A 23899-nucleotide genomic window follows, 5' to 3' on the forward strand; every position below is an offset into this window, starting at 1 on the left:
GGAGGGCGGGATGCAGCAGCGGGTGGTGGACAAGCTGGACCGGGACCGCGACCCGCGTTCCGATGGCCTGAGCCTGGCGCAGTTCGAGAAGTTCACCCAGCAAATCCGGGATCAACCGGACTGGCGGGTGGAGGCGGACAGGTGCGCCGACTACTACGACAACAACCAGTTGGACCGGGAGACCCTGGCGCGGCTGGAAGCGCGGGGCATGGGGCCGCTGATCCGCAACCTGGTCAAGCCGACCATCGATCTGGTCCTGGGGATCGAGGCGCAGAACAAACGGGACTGGCGGGTGGAGGCCGATACCGACGAGGTGGAGGAAACCGCCGAGGGGCTGTCGAGCAAGCTGCACGAATCCGAGCGGGAGGCGCGGGCCGACCGGGCGATTTCCGATGCGTTCGGGGCTTCGGTCAAGGCCGGGCTGGGTTGGGTGGAGGTCGGGGAAAGCCCGGACCCGTTCGACTATCCCGACACCGTGGAATACATCCACCGCCGGGAAATGTGGTGGGACTGGTTCGCCCGGAAGCCGGACCTGAAGGACGCGGGCTGGTTGATCCGGCGGCGCTGGTACGAGGTGGACTACCTCAAGGGGCTGCTGCCGCAATGGGCCTGGGTGTTCGACACGGCGTTCGACAACTGGGGCCGGGCCTGGATCGATAGCGGCGACCGCCAGCCCTGGCTCGGCGAGGGGCCGGAACAGCCCGCGCGGTCCTCGTTGACGGAAATGGAGTGGATCGACCGGACCCGGCGGCGGGTGTGCCTGCACGAGGTCCGGCACCGGGTCTATGTGCGCGGGTATGTGCTCACGCTGCCGGATGGCCGGGTGGTGGAGTTGGACCTGGACAATCCGATGCACCTCCTGGCGGTCAACCAGGGCGTCAGGCCGGAGGCGCGGCTGTATTCCAAGTGGCAGGTGAGCCTGTGGGCCGGACCCTATCGGCTTTCGGCCAGCGACAAGGTTCCCAACGGGTTGCCGTGGATTCCGTTCTGGGCGTTCCGGGAGGATTTGACGGGCATCCCCTACGGGATGATCCGCACCATGGTCTCGCAGCAGGACGAGGTGAACGCCCGGCGGCAGATGCTGATGTGGATGCTGTCGTCGGTGGTGGTGCAGATGGACGCCGATGCCCTGGACCAGAAGAACAACACGATCGGCGATGTCATGGAACGGGTGGCCCGCCCGGACTTCGCGGTGATCCTCGACCCGAACCGGACCAACAAGGCGGGCGGGTTCAACATCAGCCGCAACGCCCAGTTGGCGAACCAGCAGTTCGAGGTGATGAAGGACGCCGAACAGGGCTTGCAGGCGGTGGCCGGGGTGTTCGGGCAGATGCTCGGCGATGCCGGGTCGGTGACGGCGGGCACGGCGATCAACCAGCTCATCAACCAGGGCACCACGGGGCTGGCGGAACTGTTCGACAACCTCGGCTATGCCCGGCGGCTGGTCGGCGAACGGCTGTTGAGCCAAATCCGCCAGCGCATCAAGGGCGTGGAGGTGGACGTGGTGGTGGGCGAACGGGGCAAGCCCCGGTCGATCATCACCCTGAACCGGCCTGCGGTGGACCCCCGGACCGGCCTGGTTTACCTGGAAAACGACACCGAGCGCTGCAAGCTGAAGGTGGCGCTGGAGGATGTGCCGTCCACGCCGACCTACCGCACCCAGCAGCAAACCATGATGGCCGAGATGATCAAGGGCCTGCCCCCCCAACTACAGGCCGTCGCCGCGCCGTATTGGGTGGAGCTGGGCGACAGTCCCAGGAAACACGAGTTGGCCGGGGCGATGCGGAAAGTCCTGGGGCTGGGCGGGGACGGTTCCGGGGACGACCCCGAAACGGTGGCGTTGCGGCAGCGGGTCGAGCAACTCACCGCCGCCTTGGAGCAACTCAAGCAAGCGCCGGTCATCGCCAAGACCCAGGCCGAGGCCGAGCGGGCGCGGGCCGACGCCGAGCATAGGCGGGCGCAGACCGACAGGCTGCACCTCGAAACCATCGACCAGATTCATAGGCCGGGGGCGGACGCCGCCGTACCGGCCCGGCACTGATTACGGCTCCCCCGCCGATACGGGGGGATTTTCGGACCTATCCGACAAACTAGGCGAGGGTAATGGGATGAGTGTGAATAGCGGGGATTGGGTGTCGTTCGACGACGCGGACGACGACTCCACGGGATTCGGGGATTTATATCAGCCGGAAGCCACCGGGCCGAGCCTTTCCGAACTGGCGCGGCGGATGGAAACCGGTGGGGTCGCAACGGGCGATAAGCAAACGGCCACGGTCGCGCCCACCGGGGCCAACGGCGGCGGCGAACGGCCCAACCCTCCCGCGAACGAGGAGGAAGGCAGGCCGGTCTTGACGGCGGATGGCAAGCACGCCATCCCCTACGAGGTGTTGAAAACCACCCGGATGAATTTGCAGGCGATGGAGCAGCGCAACCGCGAGGCGGAGGCGGAAATCGCGAGGCTGAAGGCCCAGTTGGGCCCGGACCCGGCGCAAGCCGGGTCCGGGCAGCCAGCGGGCGCGCCGCCCCCGGCGGCGGAGGCCGCTGCGGCGGGCGGGCTGACGGAAGATGAGTTGGCGATCCTGGAGGAGGACTTCCCGGAACAGGCCAAAGCCTACCGGAGCCAGCAAGCGGTGCTGAAAACCCTGCAAGACAAGGTCGCCGCGATGGAGGCGCGGGTGGACCCGATCCATCAACAGGCCCAGCAGCAACGCCAGACCCAGGAGCAGGAGCAAATGGCGGCGATCCAAGCCGCCGTGGACCAAGTGCCGGTGCTGAGCTATTTGCGGGCGACGGCGGGGGCCAATCCCGCCAGCGCCCGATTGCTGGCCGAGGCCAAGGACATCGCCGACCGGTTCGAGGGCTTGCCGCGCTGGCGGGACGAACCCCCGGGATCGGTGAGGTTCTTCCAGGCCGTGGCCCAGGAGCTTGAGCAGACCGTCGGCAAGGTCGCCCTACCCCCCGAATACCAATCCTCCCAAACCCTCAGGCAGCAAGCGGACGCCGCCGTGGCGCGGGCCGGACAGTTCGTGCCGACACGGATTGCCGACCTGCCCGGCGGGGTCGCGCCGGAGTCGGACGAGGGCCGCTATGGCCATATGAGCCTGTCGGAGCTTTCCAACCTCATGAACACCATGAGCGAAGCGCAGCGGCAGGAGTTCATGCGGCGTCACGTCTGGTAACGATGTCGCCGTCCGGGGATGGCCCCGGACGGCTTTACTCGATTGGGTGCAAGTATGCAGACACAAAGACCCGCGGGCCATGTCGATGCCGTGAAGGCTTATACGGTATCGACCTTTGGCCGCATCGCACGGGCACCGGGATGGTTCAAGAACCTGACCGGCCCCGCCCAGACCGGGCAGGTGCAAGCCCAGGACGCCCTGGAAGGGCGCAGCACGCCGACCATGCCGGTGGTGCGGATCAGCGCCCTGGCCAATACGCCGGGCGACAAGGCCAGCGTCACCCTGTTCGATACGCTGAAGGGTTCGCCGATCATGGGGAACCGCAATCTGGAAGGCAACGAACAGAGCCTGGAGTCGTCCAGCCAGGATATCCGGCTGGACGAGATGGGGCAGGGGGTCGATGCCGGTAAGCGCATGGATCAGAAGCGCATCGTGACCGAGCTGTTGCCGATGGCGGAATCGGCGCTGGCCGGGTGGTTCCCCAAAGCCTACAACCAGTTGGCCTTGATCCATGTGGCGGGTTCGCGCGGAACCCGGACGGGCGGCGATTGGGTGATTCCGTTGGCGTCCGATGCCAACTTCGACCGGATCGCCGTCAACAGGATATTGGCGCCGAGCTACAACCGGCATTTGGTCATCGACGGACCGGGGTTCGCGGGCAACAACGGGGCGGGGCTGGGGTCGATCGATTCGGGGGACGTTTGGACCCTGGACCACATCGACTATCTGGCGCTGCTGCTGAACGTGCTGGACGTGCCGCTCCAGCCGGTCATCATCCCCGGCGACCGGGCGGCGATGGACAAGCCCATCAAGGCGGTGCTGTTCCTGACCCCCGCGCAGATGAACCAGTTCACCACGCAGAACAGCGGGCGGACCTGGGCGGATATGGTGAAGATGGCCTATGCCCGCAAATCCAGCATGTCCGAGCCGCATCCACTGTTCGACGGCGAGCCGGGGCTGTGGAAGGGCATCCTCATCAAGGAAATGCCGGTGAACTACGTGGTGGGCTGGAATCCCGGCGACACCACCAGGATCGTCACCGAGGCGAACCGGTATACGGGCACCGAAAGCGATCAAACCGTGAATGGCTCGCTGGGTTCCAGCTATCAGGTGGAGCGGGCCTTGCTGATGGGTGGGCAAGCGCTGGGGTTCCTGGAAGGCGGCTTGAAGTCGAACAACTATTGGTTCGAGTTGAAGCGGCGCAAGTACGACTACGACCGGGGCAACGCCATCGGGGGGTTCACCTGTATGGGGATGCAGAAACTCCGGTTCACCCCGCAAGCGGCCAACGGCCAACTCGAACCCACCGATCATGGCGTCATCGTCGTCGATTCGGCGGTCAAGAAAATCTCTTTGTGAGGAGCGGCCCCATGACGGTTTATTACACGGACCGGACGGTGCCGGTCTACACGCCCGGCGATGGTTGCGCGGTGGTCTATCCGGGGCGGGTGGCGGTATCCGCCGCGCCCGCCCAGGACGACGAAATCCGGCTGGTACTCATTCCCGCCGGGACCGAGGTCCACCGCGTCGTCATTAAAAACCCGGACCTGGACAGCAACGGCAGTCCCGCCCTCGCGGCCAAGATCGGGTTCACGCCCGCCGATGGGACGGAGGGGGCTTCCGGCGACGATACCCAGGTCAAGACGGCGGGGGCATGGGCGCAAGCGGCGGCGACCACGACCTATGAGTTGTTCCCGCCGGTCCAGATCGATGTGGATGCCTATCTGAACATCGTCGTCACCACCGGACCCGGCACGGGGGCGACCGGTACGGTCTATGGCAAGGCGGAAGGGCGGGCCACGGGCCGGCCTTGAACTTGGCGGGGGTTCCCCCCGCCTTTCGAGTTTTTGGAGCTTACATGAACACAGCAGTTGCAAGCGGCGCGGGGAATGTGGCCCGGCGGATCAAATACATCGGCAGCAAGCCGGGGGGGCGGCGCGATACGGTGGCGGGAACCGACCTGCATTGGCCCGGCCCCGGCGCGGTGTTGGTGGTCGCGCCGCATGTCGCGGCGAGGCTGGTGGCCTACCCGGATATTTGGGAGGACGTGACCGGCCGGGATCAACCCGACCTGTTGGCGGAGGCCGCGTCCAGCGGCCTGGAAGTGGCGCGGTTGCGCGAGGAAAACGCGCAACTGCGCGAAGAAGTGTATTTGCTGCGGCAGGAAAAAGCCTTGCTGGAGGAGCGGATACAACGGTTGGAAGCCGGTCCGACGCGGGCCGGGGTGTTGGAGCCGCTGGCACCGGGCGCAAACGCCGACCCGCCCGTGCCGGAAACCCCTCCCATCCCGCAGGTGCCGGACCTGGACAAGATGGACAAGCGGGCGCTGATGGAATTCGCGCAGCAGGAGTTGCAGTTGGACCTGGACGGGAAACTGTACCCGAAGGACATGCGGACGCAAATCGCCAGCACATTGATGGCGCGGGGCTAGGCCATGGCCGCGCCGGGGGACTTCCTGGGCCATGTGCTGCCGACGGTGCCGGGATGCCCGGACCTGGCGGCGAAGCTCGACATCCTGCGGGCGTGCATCCAGTTCTGCCGCGAGGCGCGGGTGTGGCGGGCCTGGCTCGATCCGGTGGATGTGGTGGCGGGGCAAATGGAATACGCCTTGCCGGTGCCGGTCGGGGCGACCGTTGCGCGGGTCGAGGAGGCGGGGCTGGGGGATGCCCGGCTGGGGCCGATGACGCGGGAGGACGCCCTGGAGCGCTATGGGGAGGGTTGGGACACGGCTTTGCGCGGGGAGCCCCGGAATTATCTGGTGCCGGGGCCGGGGACGCTGGCCCTGGTGCCGATCCCGGCGCGGGATGGGGCGGCGCTGTTGAAGGTCTTCGCGACGCTGGAACCCACCCCGACAGCGGCCACGGTGCCGGATTGGTTGCTGGCGGATTACCCGGAAACCATCGCGCATGGGGCCTTGGCCCGGTTGCTGGCGGTACCGGGGAAGCCTTGGAGCCATCCGCAGTTGGCGCTGTGGCATGGGCGGAGGTTCCAGGCCGATATCGGGAGCTATGCGGCGGTGGTCGCGCGGGGGCGGACGTGTAGGCCGTTGGGTACGCGGTCGGTTTTTAGGTAGCGGGGATACGGTATGGTGCTGGTGAGGGCGTTGTCGGGCGGTGCCCGCGTGGAGACGGGCAACGGCAATAAATATTATTTTTCCAGCCGGGCGGACGGGACGTTCTGCGCCCATGTGGAGGCGGCGGACGTGGCTTATTTCGCCGGGCGGGCGGCGGAGTTCGAGGTGGTGGATTCCGTGGCCACCGGCCTTTCCAGCGCGACCCTGACCAATGTGGCGTCCAGCGCCGCCAGCGTCGTCCTGGTGGCCGCCAATGCCCGCCGCAGGCGGCTCATCGTCGTTAACGACTCGGCCTCGATCCTGTACCTCAAGTTCGGCGCGGGGGCTTCCAGCACTTCCTTCAGCCTCAGGCTCTATCCCAACGAGACCTACGAGAGTCCGCCGTTCGGAGTCTATACGGGGCGGGTGGACGCGGTGTGGAGCGCGGCCAACGGGGCCGCCCGTGTGACGGAGCTATAGGGCCATGATCTCCGCGCCCAGAGCATTCCCGTCCACCACCCTCGCCGCGCTGTTGGCCCTGCCCGCCGCCGCCTATGCCGGGCGGATGGTCCGCGCCACCGATTACGGCGTGGGTTTCGGCTCCTTGTGGTTCTCCGACGGTTCGGTGTGGCGGTTGGCCGGTCCCACGCAGGTCTATAACACCACGACCGATTTCGTCGGCACCTACGCCGGGGCCACGCTGGTGGCCCAGGTCGTGTTCCCCGCCAACTCGCTACGGGTGGGGGATGTGTTGGGGCTGGTCATCCGCACGTTGAAATCGGGGACCGCCGATGCGTTCGCCCGGAATATCCGGTTCGGCGGCACCGGGGATATCGGTGTCGATAGCAGCGTCTTCTCGCTGGGGTATGGGTCCACCAATACCGCCACCGCCGAGAACCCGCGCCTCAAGATCGCTTCGGCCACGGCGATCCGGGTCACGACCATCGGCTCGACGACCTCGTTCAGCGGCGGCACGTCCGCCGTGGGCGCGTCCGACACGACCATCCCGGACATCGCCGCGAACAACAACTATCTCAGCATCACCTTCAACAAGAACGCCGGGTCGGCGGGGGAAACCCTGACCACCAAGGAATTGACGATCACCCACCACCCCGGACCCTAGCCGCCATGCAGAACGTCAAGACCCTCCAAGAACGCGACGCCCTCAACCCGGTCCTGGCCGTCCATGTGGAGGCCGATGGTTCATGGGATTGCTATTTGCCCGGAGACGATTTGCCACCGATGCCGCCGCCCCAGGACAACATCGCGGTGACGCCCAGCCAGTTCCGGCTCGCCTTGCTGCAAAGCGGCCTGCTCGACGCGGTGGAGGCGTATGTGGCCGCGCAGCCGCGCCCGGTCCAGATCGAATATGGCTTCGCCCCGCGAATCCATTCCCAGAATCCGTTGATCGTTGCCGCCGCCCAGGCGTTGGGGTTGACGGATGGACAGCGGTCGGCGCTGTTCCAGTTGGCGGAGACGCTGTGATGGTTGCCGCCGCCACCGTCATCGACGACGACATCGCCCCGGCGCTGAACGACGATGCCGCGACCGTCTGGAGTGCCGCCGAACGGTTGGCCGCGCTGAATCAGGCGGTCTTGGCGGTGGTGGCGGCGCGGCCCGACCAGTTCGCGGTTATGGAGGATGTCGCCCTGGTGCCGGGCTGGCGGCAAACCCTCCCGTCCGGCGGGATGGCGTTTATCGATTTGCCTGGGGTCCAGCGCCGCGACCTGGAAAAAACCACCCGGATGAATCCGGGGTGGCGGTCGACCCCGGCTACGGCCATGCCGACAGCGGTGTTTTTCGATCCCCGGTCTCCCCGGAATTTCATGGTGTTCCCGCCCGCCACCGGGGTGGGCAAGGTGCCGTTGATCTACAGCAAAACGCCCGCGGCCTTGGTGTCCACGGCCAGCATGGTGCCGGTGCCGGAGCAGTTCCGGCCCGCGCTGGTGGCCTATGCGCTGGGGGTGTTGTTCTCCAAGGACATCGCGGGGGCCAAGGGGCCGGGGTATTTCCAACTGTTCCAAGCCCTGATGGGCGGCAAGGTGCCGGTGGATGCCGCGATGGCGCAGCCGGTGCCCACGGCGGAGGCGATGGTATGACGGTGTTGGTGGGCGAGGTCGTGGACCGGGCGCGGGCGTTGTTGCTAGACCAGATCGGCCTGGATTACCCGGATGCGGATTTCCTGCGTTGGGTCAACGATGCCGCGCTGGACGTGGCGGCGGCGTTGGGCGAGGCATCCACCGCCGTGGTGGTGGCGCAGTTGGAGCGGGGGGCGCGGCAGACCTTGCCGCCGGATGCGATCCGGCTGGTGGATGTGCCGCGCAACATGCTGCCGCCCCCGGAAACGACCCTGGATGACGGGGAAACGATTTTGGATGGCGGGGAAACGACTTTGGATATTTTCGGGGGGCTTTAGATGGTCAGCAGCGCAATCGCATATCAGGACATTGATCCAACCGCTCCTGTTCAGGGGACCACCTCGCCCAGCGCGAAACTGCGGGAAAACTATCGGTTGATCCAGGTCGCGCTGGAAGAAGCGGCGAACGAGGTGACTTGGCTATTGGGGCCTGCCGCGCCCGTGGAGTTTTTTACCGACTCGGAGGCGGATGCGGGCGACGATACCGATACCGGTATGTTGCAGCGGGCGCTGGATGCGATGGCCAGGGTGGGGGGTACCGTGCTGCTGGCGGCGCGGGATTATACGGCCACCCAGTTGATTTTCCGCAGCTATACCGACGACCGCCGTTTGCCCGCGCTCAGGGGGGCGGCGTGCAACATGGACATCGACTATGGCCCCGCGTCGAATAACGGTTCTCGGCTTCTCCAAGCCAATGGGGTCGATGACGATTTTGTCGTGGTGGAGGATGGCAACCATTTATTGATCGAAAATGTATTTTTCCATGGCTCGCGGACCCATCAGTATGCGTTGAGCCGAGGCATCTATTTTAAAAACATCGCGAGCGCCCATAAGGAGCGATCCGGGTATATCAGGAATTGCCGGATCGAGAATTTCCGGGGGTCCGGGATTTTCTGCAATGCCAACCGGAACAATGTTTATATCCACAAGTGCCTCATTAACTATAACGGCATTTGGGACACCGGGACGGCGCAGGGCGGCGGCGCTAACTATATTATTTTGCGTTCAGGGGCCAATACCTTGGACGACGCCTACAAAGGCGCGACGGTGGATATTATCGAAGGCACCGGGGCCGGGCAGAGCAGGACCGTTACGACTTCGGTGGGGGCGACGAAGTGGGTATATGTCGATAGCGATTGGGATACCGACCCCGATAATACTTCGATCTATCAAGTTTATGTTCATGGCGATGGAATCACGTTTTCGGCGGCTTTCGATCACCGGGTAGTGGATTGCGATGTGGGGTTGAATTCCCGTCACGGGATTTTCTTTAACGCTTCGGCTGGCCGGGTGGTGGGTTGTGATTTCTATGGCAACCACAGGAATGGATTACATAGGTCCGGGGGCACGCAGACGGTTTTCTCCATCGCAAATGCCTTCGATGGGAACGATGAATATAATGTTTATAACTCGCCGGGGTGGAGCAAGACCGTCAGCGGGGCCCTGATTATTCAGGGGTGCCGCTTTTTGAAGGCGGGGTCGGAAGAACATTACTATTCCCACATTTATGCGAATAATGCCCGGATGATGTCCGTGATGGGGTGTGAGTTCCAAAACCACACCCCGGCGTCCCAGCCGTTCCGCGCCAAGTTCTTGATCGAAACCGATGGGACCACGGATGGCGTCATGTTCATCGGGAATATGTACGACTGGGGATGGGTGAATACCACGTCCACGGATTCGCTGACGCCAGGGTCGGGGAATGCGGTGGTGGGCGGCACGCTGACGGTGAATGTCGCGGATACCGTCGCGCCGGGATTCTCGACCACGGCGGGCACCGGCATCATTTTGAATTCAGCCGGGAATCCCAGTGTCTGGATTTCCGGGGCGATGACGGCGATTACCGATACTACGATTACCATTGCCGTCAGCGACGTGCATGGGTCTACGCCTACCAGTAATTGGCTGGTGTATGAGGGCAAGGCTTTTGCCCAGGCGATCACCAACGATGAAAGCAAGCTCATCATCCAGGACGCCTATACCGGGCTGAATTTCCGCCCGGCGGCGGCTCCGTTGGGGCAGGGGGAAAGCCAGTTCTTTAACCGGCTGGGGTTGGCCCCGCCCGCATCGAATCCGCGCTTGTATTTCCGCGATCCACTAGCGGACGACGATGAACAAATTTGGTATATCGCGACCCACAATACCAATGATGGCTCATTTATTATCCGGGCGGTCAACTCTGCCGAGACCGATAGTAATACCGTGGTCCGGCTGGGCCGGAATGGGTATGTGGGCACCTATATCACATTGGGGGGCGATCCGAATGCGGAAGCGTTCCGGGTGACTAGCACGGAAAATCAGGTCAACGCCATCGAGGCATTGGGGGCGACTTCCGGTAATCCGGCGCAACTCAAGGCCAGGGGGACCGGATCGGACGCCAGCCTCAAGTTGGCCGCGCAGGGAGGGGGTTATATCATCCTGAATCCGACAAACATTCCACTTTACACGGATAACGCTGCTGCTGCTGCTGGGGGTGTACCGGTGGGCGCAGTGTATCGGGTATCTACCGCTGCTGGAATGGCATTGATGATTAGGAATTAAGGGGGAGGTTCTGCATGAAGATTGCCGATGATGTTTTGGCGGAACAATTCTCGGGAGGGCGTGGTATCGGGCTGGCCGAGATGGAGGTGGTCCGGGCGTACAACCCCGGATGGTCGGCGGACACGCCCTCGGTCACGGTCGAGAACTTCATGTACGACGAGCGCAAGCCGACCGTGTTCTACACCTACCCGCCCGCTGGCGACCCGGCGGCGGGGGATTACACCCTGGTCGAGTTGGTCTATGTGCGGGTGCCCACGAAGGTGGTGGCGCTGTCGGACCCGATTCCGTTGGCCGATCAGTACGCCAATGCGCTGCTGTATGGGGTGTTGCGCCGGGCCGCGCAGAAGGCGCAAAAGCCCGACTTGGCGCGGGACTGGGAACGGCAGTTCGCGGAGGCGTTGGGGATCAAACTGAAGAATCTGGTGGGCGGCTCGCCGAACGTGCGGAACCAGGGCGGCGCGGGTGTGCCTGGATTCGGCAGCCAATAGCGGGGGGATGTCGATATGGGGCAATTTTTGAAGGTGTTGCTGACCGGCCCGGATAACCAAACCTGGGAGTTCGGGCGGGTGATGGGGTTCGCGGGGTTCGTGTTGCTGGCGGGCGCGGCGCTGTTGAATCCGTTCCTGGTCCAGCCGGTCGATTTGATCGGGTTGGCCGGGGCGTTGGGCGGGTATCTGACCGCCGTCATGGCCGGTATCGCCATCAAAGGACGGACGGAGCCACGCTGATGGCCTTGATCCGCTTTTCCGGGTTCAAGGGGGAAGCGCCCCGTGTCGCGCCGCACCAGTTGCCGCAGGGCTTCGCCCAGACGGCGCTGAATGTGGATTTGCGGCGGGGGATGCTGGAACCCTTGCATGATCCGGCGGTGGAAATCGCCGATGTCGGCGCGGCGGAAGCGCTGTTCCTGCATTCCTCCGGGAAGTGGCTGTTGTGGTCGGACCCGGTGAATGTGGTCGAGGGGGTGGTGGCGGCGGATACCACGGGCCGGGTGTTCTGGACCGATGGCGTCTACCCGAAGCAGTCGAATACGGCCTTGCTGGACATCGCCGGGGATTTCGCCTTGGACCCGGCCCATTTCTACCGGCTGGGGTTGCCCGCGCCGGAGGCCGCGCCGGTCGTGACCGTCGCGGAGGATGTGCCGGATGAATACAGCGTCAGCCGGACCTTCGTGTATTGCTGGGTCCACCGGGCCACGTTGGGCACGAAGTCGAGCGACATCACCGTCAGCGTGGGGCCGGGGCAGTCGGCCTATCTCTCGGGGCTGGACACCACGCCCCCCACGGTGTTCCCGACCGGGGGCGCGACGGCGAAAGCCAATACCTTCCGCAAGTTCCTGTTGGAGTACGACGCCGCGACCGGCTCCTATGTGCTGGTGAAGAAGCTGGCCTACGACGATTCCGATTACACCGACGATGGCACGGTGCGGGGGAAGCGCTACAAGGCGTCGGCGTTCCAGTCGGCCAAGATCGTCGCGCCTTCGGGCGGTTCGGCGGCGGCGGTGGATGCGGTGCCGGACCCGAAGAACGACCGGGATTATGTGTATTGCTGGCTGTACCAGGAGTCCGGCGGAACCTGGAAGCGCACGGCGGCGTCCTCGGCGGCGACGGTGGCGGATGTGACCGAGGCCGATGCGGTGTTGGTGGCGGACATGGCGGAGGATTACGCCACGCCGTTCCCGGACGGGGCGCACGGCATCCGCAAGGCGGTGTTCCGCACCGATGGCAACGGGGATTTGCGCCTCGTCGCCAAGGTTCCGAAGAACGCGACCCAGTGGCGCGATACCCAGCCCACCAAGAAGCTGGGCCAGAAAATCGGGCATTGGACGGTGGGGTTGTCCGGGGTTCCGGCCACGCCCACGGCGGAGATCGTGAGCGAGGCGGATACGGAGGTGGTGTCGGTGGCCTATGTCCAAACCTGGGTGTCGGCCTGGGGCGAGGAGTCGGCGCCGTCGCCGGTCTCGAATACCCTCGACCTGTACCCGTGGCAGGAGGCTTCCATCGCGACGACGACCGCCGCGCCGGATGGCTACGACAACATCACGCAGAAGCGGCTGTACCGGACGGATGTGACCGGGACGTTCCGCTTGGCGACCACGCTGGATTTGGCGGTCGGGGATTGGGTCGACGCCTTGGCCGATGAAGACCTGGGCGACCCTATCGAAACCACGTTGTGGGATGCGCCGCCGGACGATTTGCAAGGGCTGGTGGGGTTGCCCAACGGGGTGTTGGCCGGGATCGCCGGAAACCAGGTGGTTTTTTCCGAGACGGATGTGCCTTACGCCTACCCGGTGGCTTATCGCTACACGGTCCCCGACCCGGTGGCGTTGGCGGTGGTGGATGGCGGCGTTTTGGTGCTGACCCAAAATCATCCCTACCTGTGCCGGGGGTTCGATCCCGCTTCCGCCGTGCCGGAGTTGATCCGGGAGCGGGCGGCGTGCGTGTCGGCGCGGTCGGTGGTGGATATGGGCGGCTGGGCGATGTGGGCGTCGCCGGATGGGTTGATGTCCACCCGGTCGGGTTCCCCGGCGCTGGAGACGGCGGGCCTTCTGACCCGCGAGCAGTGGCAGGGGTTCGCGCCTTCGTCCTTGGTGGGCGGGTTTTGGCAGGGCCGGTATGTGGGGTTCTACGATGCCGGGGAGACGACCGCGGCTTTTGTGTTCGACCTGGAAGGCGGGTTTCTCGCCCTGGTCGAGGTGGTGGCGGCGGCGTGCTGGAACCATGCGGCCACCGACCGGCTGTTCGTGGTGGCCGGGGGCGACCTGGGCGCGTGGAACGAGGGCGCGGCCAAAACGCTGACGTGGAAGTCGGGCCGGGCGCTGGTCGATGCGGCCATGACGCCTTTGTGCGCGAGGGTGGACGCGGACGCCTATCCGGTGTCGTTCAAGTTGTATGCCGATGGGGTGTTGAAGCTGACCCAGAGCGTGCTGAATCACCGGGCGTTCCGGTTGCCGGGCGGGTATCGGGGGTTCGGGTTCGAGGTGGAAGTGTCCGGCACCGCGCAGGTGCGGCAGGTGGTGGCGGCTTCGACGATGGAGGAGTTGGCGGGATGAGCGAGAAAGCCCCGGTTGTGCCCGATGGAAGGATTATGAAAAAGGATGAGGCCGTGTTGCTGTTGCGGCAAGCCATGGATCGAATTGAATATGAGCCGAAAAACCATGGTGGACGCGGATGGCAATGCGGAGGAGCGTATTGGCGATTGGCCCAAGTGTTGGAGTATTACCTTTTTCAGGAATTGGAAAGCCAGGAAGGGAAAAAGCATTCTGCTTTTATTATTGAAAACCACGGAAGGATTTCAAGAAACTTTAATCCAGTTAGCAAGTGTATTTCATGTGAATATTGGATTGATGAGCTTGCATCTAGGAGTGATGAAAATGTTCTTGGAATATGCGGTCATTCAAAGATAAAAGAAAAACTTGGGCTTTATAAAGACCCTGAAAGTGGAAATCTTGAATATATCGACGAGCCTGTCGCAAGTGAAGGTGGTTTTGGCTGCAATATGTGGGAACCTGTGACCAAGGTTAAAAAATGACCGCCCGTCCGCCCAAAATCCCCGGCATTCCGCAGCCTACGGACCCGCAGTTCGGGCACCGGGTGCGGGAGGCGCTGCAAACCCTGTTGGGACAGCGCGGCGGGACGGCGGGCGCGGCGGTGACGGAAACCCGGCTCCAGCAAGCCCTGGCCGGGGTGAAGTCGGCGGCGCAGACGGTGACGCAGACGATTTCCACGGCGGATTTGGTGGCGATGCTGCGCGGGTCCATCAACCAGGACATGCTGGACGACGAGTTGCAGCAGCGCATCGCGGTCCAGGCCGAGGACGAGGAGGGGCTGGCCGATAAGCGGGTCGAGGACTTGGAGGACCAGGACTTTGACGGGCTGGTGGACCGGGTGGCGGCGCTGGAAGCCATCCTGAGCGAGGCCCAGGCGGCCAATATGGTGTTTGCCGGTCCCGCCTCCGGGCCGGATGCGATAGGGGAATTCCGGTACTTGGTGGCGGCGGATTTGCCCGTGTCGGGGGTGGCCGCAGGCAGTTACACGCTGGCGTCGATCACTGTGGACGCGAAGGGCCGGGTGACGGCGGCGGCGAATGGAACGGGGGGGACAACCGCTGGACTATCCACGATCGGCGGCAGGGTGATCGTCGGGGCCAGCTTTGGCTTCACCGTGAATACCACCTTCGCCGATGTCAGTGGTTTTTCGGTTACCCTGCCGGATATGGCCTCTGGCAATAATTATTATGTTGCGGAAGCCGTATTAACCTATTGTCCGTTTAGCGTGGCCAATGTGGTCCCGAATTTCCAATTTGTGGTGTCCAGTCCGGGAACGATAGGCCCAACCGATTTCGTGATAGAAACCACGGCTACCTCGACCACATTGACCCATGCCAACCCGACCGCCCTGTCAAGCAATACCCAATCCAATTCCACCGCGGATTTGAGGTGGTTGACGGCAAAATGTGGTTTTGTTGTCGGGAGTCCCGCCACCAGCCCTACAGTCAAGCTGCAAATGAAAGGGAATACAAGTGGTATGGTGTACTATTATGGGTATATGCAGGTCACCAGGGTTTATTAGGTTTTGTGTTGTCCTGTATGTGTTTATTCAATCCATCCGCCGGGTGGGTTTGTTCGCCAAGGCTATTTTGGCAATGAATACGTTATAAAGCCCAATTGAGGTGGATTCATGTGCGGCACAACCCGGCGTTCCGAGCAAAGGGAATCCCCGTATCAAGCGGCGATGGCGGACATCGCCGGAGATAAGCTCCATTTATATGGCAGGGATTTCAAGCCCCTCGAAAACCAATACATCGGCCGCGTGGAGCACATGGATAGCCCATCCCAGATCGCCAGGGCCGTCGGATTGGCCGAAAGCGGGGTGGTGCAGGCGCTTTCCCCCAAGGTCCAGGCCGCGCGGCGCGACATGGGGGTGTCCGGCGTGGGCGCGGGGAGCGGCGCGGCGGTCATGCGTTCCGCCGCGCTGAGGAGTGCGGGCGGGGATGCGGTGGCCTCCGCCGGGGTCGGCGCGGAGATGGGGCAACGGACCCGGTATTTGGCGGGACTCACCAATGTGGTGGGGTTGGGCAACGGGCAGGCGGGCCAGGCCGACGCCTCCATGGCGGCGCTGGCCGGGCAGGAGGCGTCCCGCGCCCAATCCCGGCTCGAATACGACACGGCCAACGATTTGGCCGTGGGCCAGGGCGTCGGCACGGTGGGCGGGCTGGCCTTGGCGTCGGCGTTGAGATAGGAGGCGGGGTCATGGGTGTCCGGTCGGCCACGGTGATGGATGTGCCCGCCCTGGTGGGCTTGGCGAAGGCGATGCACGCGGAAAGCGGGTTCGCCGGGTTGGATTTCAACGAGAACATCATGGCGGCGACCTTCCTGGAACTGCTGGGCCAGGGGCAATTCCTGGCGGTATATGAGCGGGAGGGGCGCATCGTCGGCGGGTATGCCGGGTATCTGTCCCGGTGTTGTTTCGGGGCCGATCTGATGGCCCATGACTACGGGGTGTTCGTGGCCCCGGAGGCGCGGGGGTCGCGGGCGGCTTGGGTGTTGGCCAAGGCGTTCGTGGCGTGGGCCAAACAGGCCGGGGCCAAGCAGATCAGGCCGGGGGTATCCACGGGCGGGGCGGGGGTGGGCGCGGAAGCGCTGTACGCCAAGCTGGGCTTCCGGCGGGTCGGGGCTTTGTTCGCGATGGAGGTTTGAGATGTGCGGCGATGGTGGCGGGACGAAGCAGGAATTCGCGCAGAGCGCCCGGTTCGCGGGGGTGGCCCGGAACCTTTGGGGCGATTACAAGGACCGGTTCGTGCCGGTCCAGCGGCAACTCGCGGGCGCGTTGCTGGCGGATGGCGTGGACGCCAACCACCAGGCCGACGCGGCGGCGGACACGGTGGATAAGGCGTTCGAGGCCCAGGAACAAGGATTCGACCTGGATTTGTCCCGGCGCGGCCTCGCGTTGACGCCCGAACAACGGGTGGCCAGCGACCGCCAGTTCGACCTGGGGCGGGCCAGCGCCTTGGTGGCCAATCGGAACGCGGTGCGGCAGGGCGTGCTGGACACCGATACGGCGCTGGTGGGGGGTGGCACGTTGTCGTCCGCCGGGCGCGGTATCCAGATGGGGGGTTAGGCCATGCCGGGGATCGTCGATATGGGGCGGGGCTTGCGCGGGCAGGCCTTGCAGAGCATGGGGGAGCTTTCCGCGCAGGAAACGCAGCGGGCGAACACCAACCGGGCCTTGCGGGGGCAGCGCAATCAGGCGTTGGGGCAGGGGTTGGGGACGCTGGCCGGGGTGGGGGCGAGCTATGCGCTCGGCCAATTGGGCGGCGGCGGCTTGACCCTGACCGGCGCGGGCGGCGGCGTCACTGGGGGGTTGACCACGGGCGGGCTGGGCGCGTCGGGGGCCGGGACCGGATTGACCGGCATGACGGCGGGCGGGAATGCCTTGGTGCTGTCGCCCCAGGCCACCGCCGCCGGGCAAGCGGCGTTGACGCCGGGTTTGGCGAACGCGGGCGGTGTTACGGCAGGGGGTACGGCGGGAACTGCGGGCGGCACTACGGCCAGTTCGACGGGCCTGGGCACGGCATTGGTAAATGGCGCTTACGCGGTTGGTAATGCCGCTGGGGCTGCTTGGTCTTGGCTGGCGGCACTGCTTTAGGAGGCAGAGGCATGAACGGTTCGATGGGTGCGGGTTTGGTCCAAGGCTTGGCCCAGGGGCTGGAATTGGGGGACCAGATGTCGTTGCGGAAGGCCGCGCTGGACCTCCAGGGCCGGGCGGATGCGCGGGCCGAGCAGGAACAGGCGTTCAGCCAAGGCTTGAGGGGCCAAGCCTTGCGGTTGCAGCAAGACCAGTTGGCCGAGCAAACCCGGCAGGCCCAGGCGCGGGAGGGGCAATCCGACCGGCAGATCGGCATCGCGGCCCAGGCATTGGGTTTGGACGAGTCCAAATTCAAACAAGCCCGGCAGCAACAGGCGTTCGAGAACCAAGTCACCAGCGAGAAATTGGGGCGGGAACGGGCGCTGTTCCCCTTGCAGCGGCAGGGCGCGGAACTGGAACTGGCGAAGGCCCGGCAGGCGCAGGCCGAGTCCGAAAGGGCGCTGGCGGTGCGGAAATCCATGAACATCCTGGCCCAGATGCAGGGCGGGTTGATCGATCCGAACAGCGCGGAGGACTATTACCAGACCTTGAAGACCGCGACCGGCATCGACCCGATGGGCTTCGCCGATGGCCAGGTGAACGGGCTGCTACGGACCTTCACCGCGGTGCATGACGGCAAGCTGGACCCGAACGCGCCGGAGGCCATCGAGGCCGCGAACGGGATGTTCGGGGCGCGGCTACAGCGGGGGATCGGCGACCAGATCGATTTGCCGGACGTGAAGGCCATGGGCGTGGACGGTGCGCCGGTCCAGGGCGTGAAGGGCGAGATCGTGGGCAAGCGCTTGAGCCACGTCATCCCCGTGCCGGACGGGGCGGGGAATCCCACCGGGCGGTTCGTCTTCGGGGTGACTTCGACGGTGAAGGGCGCGGATGGCAAGCTCTATACCTACGACGCGCCTTTGTCGCTGTTCGGCACCCATCATGCCGACGATCCGGCGCTCGTGCTGGACGGCAACGATGTCAGCGGCCATGCGGCGGCGTTGTTGCAAATCCAGCACCGGTATCTGACGGACCCCAAGTTCAAGGCGGGGTTCGATTCGATGCTGGTGGGCCGGAACACGCCGAAAGAGGCGGCGGAGATCGAATTGAAACAGGCCGAGGCCACGAACCAGCGGGCGGAGGCGGTCAAGCACCTGGCGGAGGCGGGAACCCACGACAAGGTGCTGAAATCGGTCCACGACCTCCTGAACAAGCGGTTCGCCGCCGATAGCCTGGAAGGTGTCGCCAAGGACCAGCGGGAATTGATGGACCAGAGCCGGGTGTTGGCCGGGAAGTACCGGGCGCGGTATCCGAACGCCACGGCGGAACAGATTTATGGGGCCGTGGTGCGGGATTTGGGCGGGAACCCATCGGGAGCCACGGGGAATTACAAGGAAGGGGAGGTTTATCAGGATGGAGCGGGGAACCAGGCGGTTTATCAGGGCGGGAAGTGGGTGGATTTGCCGTGATGCGCCCTGAAAGCCGCCGCCTAGCTCCGGTATAACCCATAAACGCGGCGGGCCGCGACCCGCCCAACACGCTGAATCCAGGGGTTCGTCATGGCCTTCGATCCTTCCACCGCACGGCCCCTTGCGGCTGTTCCTTCGACCTCCGGCGGCGATGATTTCGAGTTGCCCCCGTTGGAGCCTGTCGCCGCGAGGACGACACGGTTCGATCCTTCCACCGCACGCCCTTACAGCCCGCCGCTGTCCGGGCGCGTCAAGGGCTGGGCCGGAGCCGCCCTGTCCCTGGCCGAGCCCGAACTGGCGGGCGCGGCCAAGCTGCTGCAAACCCCCGCCCCGACGCCTTCCCCGGCCACCCAATCGCGCCGGGACTTCATCGACGCGCTACGCCCCCATGCGGAGCGGGTCGGTGCCCGGCTCGGCATCGCGCCGGAATATCTCATCGCCCAGGCGGCCCAGGAAACCGGCTGGGGCAAGCACGTCCCCGGCAACAACCTGTTCGGGATCAAGGGCCGGTATCGCGGGCAGGGCCGGGAACTCGGCACCACCGAGGGCGCGGGCACGCCGGACCGGGCGGTGTTCAAGGCCTATCCCTCCCTTGCCGAATCGTTCGACGACCTGGGCGCGACGCTGGGCAATCCGCGCTATGCCGCCGCGCTGCATCCGCAGTCGGTGGAGGAATACGGCAATGGCCTGAAGGCGGGGGGCTACGCCACCGACCCCAACTATGCGCGGAACATCGGCGACCGGCTGCGGGAGTATCGCGAAGCCCTGGGCCAGGCACCCACGGCGGGCGATTATGGGCGGGTGCTGGCCGGGAGCGCCGGGGCGTTGGTGCCGGAGACCCTGGCCGGGCTGGGGCGCATGGAACTGGGGGCGGAACGGGCGCTGGGCGTGCGGCCCTTGGGGCGGGATGCGCGGGCGGCGGTGTTCAACTGGCTGGGCGACCTCGCGAAGTCCACGCGGGAGTATTGGCAATCGGGGATGTCCCCGGCGGGCCGGGAACAACTGTTGAACGGCGAGTTGATCCGCGGCGACACCGACCCGGCGACGGGGGAAACCTCGTATGCCCTGGGCGGACATCCGGGGCAGGCCATCCTGTCCGGTGCCTTGGAATCCGCGCCGGGCGTCCTGGCCATGGGGGGCTTGGGCAAGGCGGCGCTGTCCGGGCTGGGCTTCACGGCGGAGCAGGTGGCGGCCAAGGCCGTCGAACACGGCATCGCGCCGGGGCTGGCCGGATGGCTCGGCAAGGTGGCGACTTCGGGCGCGGCCTATGGCGGCGCGGAGGGCTTGATTTCCGGGGCGCAGGATGCCGAGCAGACCTTCCAGGACTTCATGGCGATCCCGCCCGGGCGCTATACCCGGCTGCCCGCGTTCCGGGCGGCGTTCCTGGAGACCGACCGCGACTTGCCGCTGTTGGAGCGGCAGGGGCGGGCCTGGCGGATGGTGGCCGAACGGGCGGCGCTGGACGTGGGGGCGAAGGCGGGCGCGGTGGTGGGTTTGACCAGCGCGGCGACCGGCGGCGGGATGTTCCGCGCCCTGGAAGCGCCGTCGCGCACGGCGGTGGGCGGGATGGCCAAGAACGCCTGGGTCGAGGCGGGGCAGGAAGCGCCGCAGAGTGGCTATGAGCAGTGGGCCCAGAACGAGGCCAAGCGGGATTACCTCGATCCGAATCAATCCCTGTGGGAGGGTGTGCCCAATGCCGTCGCCACGGGCGCGGCGGTGGGGGGATTGCTCGGGGGCGTCACGGGTGGATTCACGGGGGGCGGGGCCAGCGAACCGGCGCGGACAGCGGGGGAGGAGGCCGGGTCGGCGACGGTCCGGGGCGCTGCCCCGTCCGCGCCGGAAACCGCGCCGGGGGTTGATTCCCAGGCGGTTGGGGGCGCTACCCAGCCGGTCGCGCCTGCATCCGCCGCGCCGGGGCCGGTCGTGGGCACCGCGCCCACCGACGCCGATTACCGGGAAGCGGTGGGCGCGGCGCGGGAGAAGTGGGACCGGAAACTATCGCCGCAGGCGCGGCAGGTGGCTTTGGACCGGCTGGGCATTTCCGGCGACGGGTGGGCGGATACGGCGTTCTTCGAGTTGCCGCAGGAAGTGCAGGGTATCCTGGTCCAGGCGCGGTTGCGGGGGATGAGGCAGGAGAAGCGGCAACCGCCCCCCGCAGCGGCCCGGCCCGCGAAAACGCCCAAGGCGGGGAAAACCGCTCCGGCCCCGCCGCCCACCGCGCCCGCGCCCTATGACGAGGACGTGCCGCTGTCCTGGCCGACCGGCGGCGGCGGGCCATCGACCGCGGTGCCCGGCCCGGCGCAAGCTCCGGTCGCGGCCCCGGCAGGCCCGGCGGCGCAAAGCCCCGACGCCAAGCTCCCGGCGGATTTGGCGGGGGCGAAACCCCGGTTCGGGTATCGGGGCCAGGGGTTCGGGTTGGATTTCGAGTCCGACCTGGACAAGGCGGCGTATATCACGGCGCAGGCGACGAAATCGAAGCGGGATGCGGATTATCTGCGGTTCGTCCAGGACCATACCGGCTGGGACGGACCCGCCGTCCGGGCGTATGGGGCAAGTATCCGGGAGCGGGTCAAGGCCATGGCGAAGGCGGGCGATCCCGCCGCCGGGGCGTTGCGGATCGTTGCCGACAAACCCGCCAGCGTTATCGACCAATCGGCGCATACCGCCGCGACCTCGCCGCGCAATCCGCTACCGGAACCTTCGCAGGCCCAGAAAGAGGCGGGCAATTACCCAAAAGGCCATGTGCGGGCGTTCGGCCTGGATTTGAGCATCGAGAACCCCGAGGGCTCGGAGCGCAAGGGGGTCGATCCGGGGGGCAAGCCCTGGTCGGTGCGGATGCGCGACCATTATGGATATATCAAGGGGACCGTGGGCAAGGACAAGGACCCCATCGACCTGTTCATCAAGCCGGGCACGTCGCCGGACCCTGGGGGGCCGCTGTTCGTGGTCGATCAGGTGGATGGGGATGGCCGGTTCGATGAACACAAGGTGATGGCCGGGTATTCCAGCCGCCAGGAGGCCGAACGCGCCTATCTGCGGAATTACGCTCGCGGCTGGAAGGGGCTGGGCGCGATGACCGAGATGTCGCCGGACGGGTTCAAGTCCTGGTTGGCAAGTGGTAAGACCCGGCGTCCGGCGGCGGAATCCGGGCCCGAGGGGGCGCGGCCCGACGATCCGGTGCCGACCGGGGGGAGCGTCGGCGAACCCGGCTCCGGAAGATTTCAATGTAGTTGTCGCCTCGCCGTTGTGGGTTCAGGCCGCTTTTGGAGGCGTGGCGTGAACCTCGGATTGGGTCTTGGCTGGCGCGGCTGATCGTTCCGGGTTCAGGTGTACGGCCGGGATCGGCCGCCAATTGCGGAGGCCACCGGTCCATCGTTGCGGATGCCGTGCGCGGGCGGCCTCATAGACGGCTCGGCGCCGCTTCAGGAGGTCGGCGTCCTGGCCGGCATGCCGCTCGGCGGGGGTGACGAAGCGGATCGCGCCGTGGCGGTGCTCGTGGTTGTACCACCGGACCAGGCCTTCGGCCCAACGGCGCGCCGCCGCCAGGTCGTCGAACGGCCGAACCGGATGGTCGGGCCGGTATTTCAGGGTCTTGAACACCGCCTCGGCATAGGGGTTGTCGTTGCTGACGGCGGGCCGGCTGAAGGACGCCGCGACGCCGAGGGATTGCAAGGTCGCGAGCATGGTCGAGCCTTTCATGGGCCCGCCGTTGTCCGAATGTAGGACGACCTGGCCCGGGGCCACGCCCTCGCGCCGACATACGTCGCGCAGGAGTTCGCCGGCCAGGGCGCTGCTTTCCTCGCCGTAGACCTGCCAGCCCACGACCTTGCGGCTGAACAGGTCGAGGAACAGATAGAGGTAGAAGAACTGGCCCCGGATCGCGGCGGGCAAATAGGTGATGTCCCAGCAGTAGACTTGATTGGGAGCCGTGGCGCACAGGGCCCTGGGCTTGCCGCGCGGCTGTCCCGGCCGTTCGGCCCGGCGGTGCGCCAACTGGTTTTCGGCCTTGAGGATGCGGTGGAAGGTCGATTCCGAGGCCAGGTATTCCCCCCGGTCCGCCAGCCGGGGCACGATCTGGCACGGCGGCAAATGGCCGAACTCGGGGGAGTTGGCCACCGCCAGCACCTTGGCCCGCTCGGCCTCGCTCAGCTTGTGGGGTGGAACGTACACCCGCGCGGGCCGCCGGTCGGCCTGGACGCCGTCCCCGGATCGCCAGCGCTGGACGGTGCGGGCGGACAACCCCAGCACCCCGCAGGCCCGCTCCAGGCGCGCGCCGGCGGCGGTGGCCTCGTCGATCAGGGCGGTCACGGTTTCGCGCTCTTGCGGCGGGGTCATTCTTCCCCTCCCCCCAAGAGCGCCCGGTACTTTTTTTGAAGGACCAGCAACGCCGCCGCCTCCGCCAGCGCCTTGTCCTTACGCGCCAATTCCCGTTCGAGGCTCTGGTTGCGCTCCTTGAGGACCCGCAGTTCCCGGGCGTTCGTCGATGCCTCTCCCGTGCCCCCTGGATCCCGGCAAAAGTCCCGCTTCCAACCGTCCAGCTGGTGGGCGAACAGGCCGCGCTCCCGGCACCAGGCGTTCAGGGCTTCCCCTTCCAAGCCATGGCTCTCCTGCAACGCCGCCAACCGTTCCTCCGGGCGCCAGTCCCCGGGACGCCTCTCCCGCTTCACCGCGCCGCGTACCGCCTCGGGTAATTTCTTTTTCATCCAGCCCTTCAAGGTCAAGTGGTTCATGTTCAGTTCCTCGGCCACCTCTTTTATCGACCGGCGGCCACGCGCAAACACCTTCCGAAGCGCTTGCTCTTTGAACTCTGCGGAATACGTCGTAATCATGGGCAATTGTCCTCTTCTTTCCTCTTTCATTCGGAAAATTAGAGGCGACAACTATTCTGACGCCGGGGG

At 65.7% G+C, this 23899-nt stretch carries 23 protein-coding genes and 1 pseudogene; 23 read left to right on the forward strand and 1 reads right to left on the reverse strand.

From position 1 onward, the window contains the following. Window positions 1–10 precede the first annotated feature (10 nt). From K5658_RS06395 to K5658_RS06505, 23 genes are all read left to right on the forward strand, one after another. Complete coding sequence (locus K5658_RS06395; RefSeq protein WP_221066127.1) at window positions 11–2041, forward strand: portal protein; 2031 nt, start codon at window positions 11–13, stop codon at window positions 2039–2041. A 67-nt stretch (window positions 2042–2108) separates the two neighbouring features. After that, entirely contained in the window at window positions 2109–3179 is a 1071-nt protein-coding gene (locus tag K5658_RS06400; protein ID WP_221066128.1) for a hypothetical protein, read from the forward strand. A gap of 54 nt (window positions 3180–3233) precedes the next feature. Beyond that, a complete protein-coding gene (locus K5658_RS06405; RefSeq protein WP_221066129.1) occupies window positions 3234–4538 on the forward strand; it encodes a phage capsid family protein in 1305 nt (434 codons plus the stop codon). Between the two features lie 11 nt (window positions 4539–4549). Further along, entirely contained in the window at window positions 4550–4993 is a 444-nt protein-coding gene (locus K5658_RS06410) for a hypothetical protein (RefSeq protein WP_221066130.1), read from the forward strand. A 44-nt stretch (window positions 4994–5037) separates the two neighbouring features. Then, the gene (locus K5658_RS06415; RefSeq protein ID WP_221066131.1) at window positions 5038–5610 is read left to right on the forward strand and encodes a hypothetical protein; all 573 of its coding nucleotides are present in this window, start codon (window positions 5038–5040) and stop codon (window positions 5608–5610) included. A gap of 3 nt (window positions 5611–5613) precedes the next feature. After that, window positions 5614–6252 carry a phage adaptor protein gene (locus tag K5658_RS06420; protein WP_221066132.1) on the forward strand — a complete coding sequence of 213 codons (639 nt, stop codon included), beginning with the start codon at window positions 5614–5616 and terminating at the stop codon, window positions 6250–6252. Window positions 6253–6264: 12 nt separating this feature from the next. Beyond that, entirely contained in the window at window positions 6265–6711 is a 447-nt protein-coding gene (locus K5658_RS06425) for a hypothetical protein (RefSeq protein WP_221066133.1), read from the forward strand. A gap of 4 nt (window positions 6712–6715) precedes the next feature. Further along, on the forward strand, window positions 6716–7354 hold the full coding sequence (locus tag K5658_RS06430) for a hypothetical protein (RefSeq protein WP_221066134.1): 639 nt from the start codon (window positions 6716–6718) through the stop codon (window positions 7352–7354). Window positions 7355–7359: 5 nt separating this feature from the next. Beyond that, window positions 7360–7716 carry a hypothetical protein gene (locus K5658_RS06435; RefSeq protein WP_221066135.1) on the forward strand — a complete coding sequence of 119 codons (357 nt, stop codon included), beginning with the start codon at window positions 7360–7362 and terminating at the stop codon, window positions 7714–7716. Continuing rightward, complete coding sequence (locus K5658_RS06440; protein WP_221066136.1) at window positions 7716–8330, forward strand: phage adaptor protein; 615 nt, start codon at window positions 7716–7718, stop codon at window positions 8328–8330. Before K5658_RS06435 ends, K5658_RS06440 begins: the two co-directional genes overlap by 1 nt. Continuing rightward, window positions 8327–8647: a phage adaptor protein gene (locus K5658_RS06445; protein WP_221066137.1), complete on the forward strand. Its 321-nt coding sequence runs from the start codon at window positions 8327–8329 to the stop codon at window positions 8645–8647. The genes K5658_RS06440 and K5658_RS06445 overlap by 4 nt, the downstream gene beginning before the upstream one ends. Further along, window positions 8648–10909, forward strand: coding sequence for a hypothetical protein (locus K5658_RS06450; RefSeq protein WP_221066138.1), 2262 nt, complete (start codon window positions 8648–8650; stop codon window positions 10907–10909). It begins immediately after the preceding gene. Window positions 10910–10923: 14 nt separating this feature from the next. After that, the gene (locus K5658_RS06455) at window positions 10924–11397 is read left to right on the forward strand and encodes a phage adaptor protein (protein WP_221066139.1); all 474 of its coding nucleotides are present in this window, start codon (window positions 10924–10926) and stop codon (window positions 11395–11397) included. A 15-nt stretch (window positions 11398–11412) separates the two neighbouring features. Next, a complete protein-coding gene (locus tag K5658_RS06460) occupies window positions 11413–11637 on the forward strand; it encodes a hypothetical protein (protein WP_221066140.1) in 225 nt (74 codons plus the stop codon). Next, entirely contained in the window at window positions 11637–13958 is a 2322-nt protein-coding gene (locus K5658_RS06465; RefSeq protein ID WP_221066141.1) for a hypothetical protein, read from the forward strand. The genes K5658_RS06460 and K5658_RS06465 overlap by 1 nt, the downstream gene beginning before the upstream one ends. Continuing rightward, window positions 13955–14437 carry a hypothetical protein gene (locus K5658_RS06470; protein ID WP_221066142.1) on the forward strand — a complete coding sequence of 161 codons (483 nt, stop codon included), beginning with the start codon at window positions 13955–13957 and terminating at the stop codon, window positions 14435–14437. Before K5658_RS06465 ends, K5658_RS06470 begins: the two co-directional genes overlap by 4 nt. Then, the gene (locus K5658_RS06475) at window positions 14434–15477 is read left to right on the forward strand and encodes a hypothetical protein (protein WP_221066143.1); all 1044 of its coding nucleotides are present in this window, start codon (window positions 14434–14436) and stop codon (window positions 15475–15477) included. The genes K5658_RS06470 and K5658_RS06475 overlap by 4 nt, the downstream gene beginning before the upstream one ends. 108 nt (window positions 15478–15585) lie before the next feature. Then, window positions 15586–16146, forward strand: a complete 561-nt coding sequence (locus tag K5658_RS06480) for a hypothetical protein (protein WP_221066144.1) — start codon at window positions 15586–15588, stop codon at window positions 16144–16146. A gap of 11 nt (window positions 16147–16157) precedes the next feature. Next, on the forward strand, window positions 16158–16604 hold the full coding sequence (locus K5658_RS06485; RefSeq protein ID WP_221066145.1) for a GNAT family N-acetyltransferase: 447 nt from the start codon (window positions 16158–16160) through the stop codon (window positions 16602–16604). 1 nt (window position 16605) lies between these two features. Beyond that, window positions 16606–17025 carry a hypothetical protein gene (locus K5658_RS06490; RefSeq protein ID WP_221066146.1) on the forward strand — a complete coding sequence of 140 codons (420 nt, stop codon included), beginning with the start codon at window positions 16606–16608 and terminating at the stop codon, window positions 17023–17025. Window positions 17026–17028: 3 nt separating this feature from the next. Continuing rightward, on the forward strand, window positions 17029–17553 hold the full coding sequence (locus K5658_RS06495) for a hypothetical protein (RefSeq protein ID WP_221066147.1): 525 nt from the start codon (window positions 17029–17031) through the stop codon (window positions 17551–17553). 11 nt (window positions 17554–17564) lie between these two features. Beyond that, a complete protein-coding gene (locus K5658_RS06500) occupies window positions 17565–19001 on the forward strand; it encodes a cell envelope integrity TolA family protein (protein ID WP_221066148.1) in 1437 nt (478 codons plus the stop codon). A 90-nt stretch (window positions 19002–19091) separates the two neighbouring features. Next, window positions 19092–22313, forward strand: coding sequence for a glucosaminidase domain-containing protein (locus K5658_RS06505; protein WP_221066149.1), 3222 nt, complete (start codon window positions 19092–19094; stop codon window positions 22311–22313). Here the strand turns inward: K5658_RS06505 and K5658_RS06510 are convergent. After that, a pseudogene (locus K5658_RS06510) lies at window positions 22254–23830 on the reverse strand (IS3 family transposase). The gene K5658_RS06505 and the pseudogene K5658_RS06510 sit on opposite strands and share 60 nt — an antisense overlap. Between the last annotated feature and the right edge of the window lie 69 nt (window positions 23831–23899).

The sequence above is a fragment of the Methylomagnum ishizawai genome (genome assembly GCF_019670005.1).
Lineage (GTDB): Bacteria > Pseudomonadota > Gammaproteobacteria > Methylococcales > Methylococcaceae > Methylomagnum > Methylomagnum ishizawai.